This window comes from Rhodopseudomonas sp. B29, from assembly GCF_000333455.1.
Classification (GTDB): domain Bacteria; phylum Pseudomonadota; class Alphaproteobacteria; order Rhizobiales; family Xanthobacteraceae; genus Rhodopseudomonas.
The window spans coordinates 1-4306 of the sequence record NZ_BADD01000358.1 but is presented as its reverse complement, the minus strand read 5'-3'; the positions used below and the strand labels follow the sequence as shown (position 1 = coordinate 4306).

The 4306-nt window shown below is 64.7% G+C and carries 3 protein-coding genes and 1 pseudogene; all 4 read left to right on the top strand.

Features of this window, described 5'->3' with window-relative positions:
- Window positions 1-147 precede the first annotated feature (147 nt).
- Complete coding sequence (gene paaI / locus I5M_RS12945) at window positions 148-609, top strand: hydroxyphenylacetyl-CoA thioesterase PaaI (RefSeq protein WP_022721787.1); 462 nt, start codon at window positions 148-150, stop codon at window positions 607-609.
- 23 nt (window positions 610-632) lie between these two features.
- Window positions 633-1967 carry a phenylacetate--CoA ligase PaaK gene (paaK, locus tag I5M_RS12940; RefSeq protein ID WP_022721786.1) on the top strand — a complete coding sequence of 445 codons (1335 nt, stop codon included), beginning with the start codon at window positions 633-635 and terminating at the stop codon, window positions 1965-1967.
- Between the two features lie 23 nt (window positions 1968-1990).
- A pseudogene (locus I5M_RS34420) lies at window positions 1991-2630 on the top strand (TetR/AcrR family transcriptional regulator).
- A gap of 45 nt (window positions 2631-2675) precedes the next feature.
- A partial coding sequence (gene paaZ, locus I5M_RS12930; RefSeq protein WP_022721785.1) for a phenylacetic acid degradation bifunctional protein PaaZ occupies window positions 2676-4306 on the top strand: 1631 nt, incomplete at its 3' end.

Here is a 4306-nt window from a genome sequence, read left to right as displayed (position 1 = left end):
GCCTCGATCTATCCGAAACCACAGCCTCGATCAGCAACTCGACCTCGAGCGCGATCTGCAGGGCGAAGCCGGCCGCCTGCCCGACTATGCCGAAGGCGTCACTGCCTTCATGGAAAAGCGCGCGCCGAAGTTTGTCGGGAGGCAGTGATGGACGCGCGCAACACCCTCTCGGCTCAGGACATCGCGCAGGCCTGCGCCGATGCCATGTGGCGGGACGACCGCGCCAGCAAGGCGCTCGGCATGTCGATCGTCCGCATCGCGCCGGGCGAAGCGGTGTTGTCGATGCCGATCCGCAAGGACATGACCAACGGCCACGACATCTGCCACGGCGGCTTCATGTTCACGCTGGCGGACTCGGCCTTCGCCTATGCCTGCAACAGCTACAATCAGCGCACCGTCGCGCAGCAATGCGCGGTGACCTTCATGCGGCCGGTGGCGGCCGGCGAAACGCTGACCGCACATGCCATTGAGCGCGCCAAGGCCGGGCGCGGCGGCATCTACGACGTCACGGTGCGCGACAGCAAGAACGTGGTGGTCGCCGAATTCCGCGGCCACTCGCGCACGATTTCCGGCGAGCTGCTCGGCGGCACGCCGGCGGAACACTCATAAGAAAAACGATCCGGGAGAGCCCCATGTTGCAGATGCCGTTGCGCAAGCTGAACCAACTGACGCCGCAGCCGACCGAGCTCGACCGCTTCGAGACCGCATCCACCGACGAGCTGCGCGCCTGGCAGTTGGAACGGCTCAAATGGTCGCTGCGCCACGCCTACGACAACGTCCCGCATTATCGCGCCAAATTCGACGCCGCCGGCATCCACCCGGATGATCTGAAGAGCCTGGACGATCTCGCCCGTTTTCCTTTCACCACCAAGGCGGATCTCCGCGACAACTATCCGTTCGGCATGTTCGCCGTGCCGGAGAAGGATGTCGCACGCATCCACGCCTCGTCCGGCACCACCGGCAAGCCTACTGTGGTCGGCTACACCAAGCGCGATCTCGAGATCTGGAGCGATGTGGTCGCGCGCTCGATCCGCGCCGCCGGCGGACGCGCCGGGATGAAGCTGCACAATGCCTACGGCTACGGCCTGTTCACCGGCGGCCTCGGCGCCCATGCCGGTGCGGAGCGGCTCGGCTGCACGGTGATCCCCGTGTCCGGCGGCATGACCGAACGCCAGGTGCAGCTCATCAACGACTTCAAGCCCGACATCATCATGGTGACGCCGTCCTACATGCTGGCGATCCTCGATGAATTCAGGAAGCAGGGTCTCGATCCGCGCAAATCGTCGCTGCGCGTCGGCATCTTCGGCGCCGAGCCGTGGACCAATGCGATGCGCGAGGAGATCGAGGAAGCCTTCGACATGCATGCCGTGGATATTTACGGCCTGTCGGAAGTGATCGGCCCCGGCGTCGCCAGCGAGTGCGTCGAGACCAAAGACGGCCTGCACATCTGGGAAGACCACTTCTATCCGGAAGTCATCGATCCCTTCACCGGCAAGGTGCTGCCCGATGGCGAAGAAGGCGAGTTGGTGTTCACGTCGCTCACCAAGGAAGCGATGCCGATCATCCGCTACCGGACGCGCGATCTGACGCGCCTGTTGCCCGGCACCGCGCGCAGCATGCGACGGATGGAGAAGGTCACCGGCCGCAGCGACGACATGATCATCCTGCGCGGCGTCAACGTGTTTCCCACCCAGATTGAAGAAAAGCTGCTGAACATTCCGGGCTTGTCGATGCACTACCAGATCGTGCTGACGCGATCGGGCCGCATGGACGAGATGGAGGTTCACGTCGAGGCGCGTCCCGACTTCACCGATCCCGTCGCCCGCCAGGCTGCCGCCACGCGCCTGGAATCGGCCATCAAGGACACGATCGGCGTCTCCTCCCGCGTCGTCATTCTCGACGTCGACGGCATCGAACGCTCCGTCGGCAAGGCGCGACGTATCCTCGACCGTCGGCCGCGGGGCTAGATCTCAAAGGACTTCGAGTCAACATGGCACGACCTCGCGCCAATAATTACGAAGACAAACGCCGAGCGATCCTCGATCGCTCGGGGAACTGTTTTCCGAATTCGGTTACGACCGCCCCTCGATGACCAAGATTCGCCGCAGCCTGCGGCGTGTCGAAAGCCAATCTCTATCACTTCTACAAGGACAAGGACGAACTGCTGTTCGACGTCATTCGCGTCCATCTCGAAGACCTCAAACCACGTCGTCGAAGCCGCCGACCAACCCGATCTGCCGCCGCAGGAGCGATTGCGCAATCTCGTCGCCGCTCTGCTCGAGGCTTACCGCGACGCCGACTCCCAGCACAGCGTGCAGATCAGCAGCATGCGCTTCCTCTCCGAAGAACGGCAGACCGTGCTGAAGAACATGGAGCGCGATCTGGTGCGCGTGTTCTCCTCTGCCGTCCTCGGCGTCGCGCCGCAGATCAAGGATACGACCATGCTGAAGCCGGTGACGATGTCGCTGTTCGGCATGCTGAACTGGCACTATCTCTGGTTCCGGGCCAGCGGCCCGTTCAGCCGGGCCGACTATGCCGATCTCGTCACCAAGTTGATCGCCGATGGCACACGCGACCTCATTGCCGCGCCTGTCATCGCGCCGAAACGCTCGGCGGCGCGCCGCAAATAGCCAGATGTCTCCGGCATCCAACTCCTCCAGCAAGAGAGCAGTCTCATGAAACTCCAGAGCTACGTTCAAGGACAATGGGCTGCCCCGACCGCAAACCTGATCGAGATCGCCAGCGCCGTCACCGGCGATGTGGTGGCGCAGGCGTCGAGCGGCGGCCTGGATATGAAGCAGGTGCTGAACTATGCGCGCAGCGTCGGCGGCCCCCGGCTGCGCCGCCTGACCTTCCATCAGCGCGCGGACTTGTTGAAGAAGCTCGGCCAGCAGATCACCGAGCGCAAGGATGAGCTGTACAAGCTGTCCTTCATGACCGGCGCCACCCGCATCGACAACATGATAGATGTCGACGGCGGCATCGGCACGCTGTTCGCTTATGCCGGCAAGGGCCGCCGCGAGCTGCCGAATGCGACCTTCCTGCTCGACGGTGGCATCGAGCCGTTGTCGAAGGGTGGCACCTTTGCGGGCCGGCATATCAGCGCGCCGCTACATGGCGCCGCCGTGCATATCAACGCGTTCAACTTCCCATGCTGGGGCCTCCTGGAGAAACTGGCACCGGCTCTGCTCGCCGGCGTCCCCGTCGTCACCAAGCCGGCGACCGTCACCGCTTACGTCGCGCATGCACTCGCGCGCATGATCGCGGACTCCGGCATCCTGCCCGAGGGCGCGTTCCAGTTCGTCGTCGGCTCGACGGGCGATCTGTTCGATCACTTGACCTGCCAAGACGTGGTGTCGTTCACCGGCTCGGCCGAGACGTCACAAACCCTTCAGCGTCATCCGGTGATTGCGCGCGAGGCCGTGCGCTTCATCGCCGAACGCGACTCGCTCAACGCCGCGATCCTCGCGCCCGACGCCGCACCGGGGACGCCCGAATTCGACCTGTTCGTCAAAGAGGTCGTCAAGGAGATGACCGTGAAGGCCGGGCAGAAGTGCACGGCGATCCGCCGCGCCATGGTGCCCGCGGGTCATGTCGACGCGGTCATCATCGCGCTACGCGAACGGCTCGGCAAGTTCGTCATCGGCAATCCCGAACTCGAAAACGTCCGGATGGGTTCGCTGGTCGGCCTCGCGCAGCGCCGCGATGTGCTGGCGCATGTCGCAACGCTGCGCGGCGAAGCCGAGCTGGTGTCCGGCGATCCCGACAACTTCACCGTGGAGGGCGCCGATGCCAAACGCGGCGCCTTCGTGCCGCCGCTGCTGCTGCATTGCGCCGATCCTCGCCGCGCCACCAGCGTGCACGAGATCGAGGCCTTCGGCCCGGTCTGCACCGTGATGGGCTATGACGGGCTCGACGACGCCATCGCGCTCGCCAATCGCGGCGGCGGCAGCCTCGTCGCTTCGCTCTACACCCACGACATCAAGACAGCCGCCGAGGTCACCTTCGGGATCGGCAGCTTCCATGGTCGTCTCGTGGTGATCGATCGCGATTGCGGCAAAGAGCAGACCGGCCATGGCTCGCCGATGCCGCAGATGGTGCATGGCGGCCCCGGCCGCGCCGGCGGCGGCGAGGAGCTCGGCGGCATTCGCAGCCTGCAGCACTATATGCAGCGCACCGCCCTGCAGGGCTCACCCACCATGCTGGCCGGCATCACCGGAAGCTGGACCAAGGGCGCGCCCGTGGTCGAGGAGAAGCATCCGTTCCGCTATCACTTCGACGATATGGCGATCGGCCAGAATTTTGT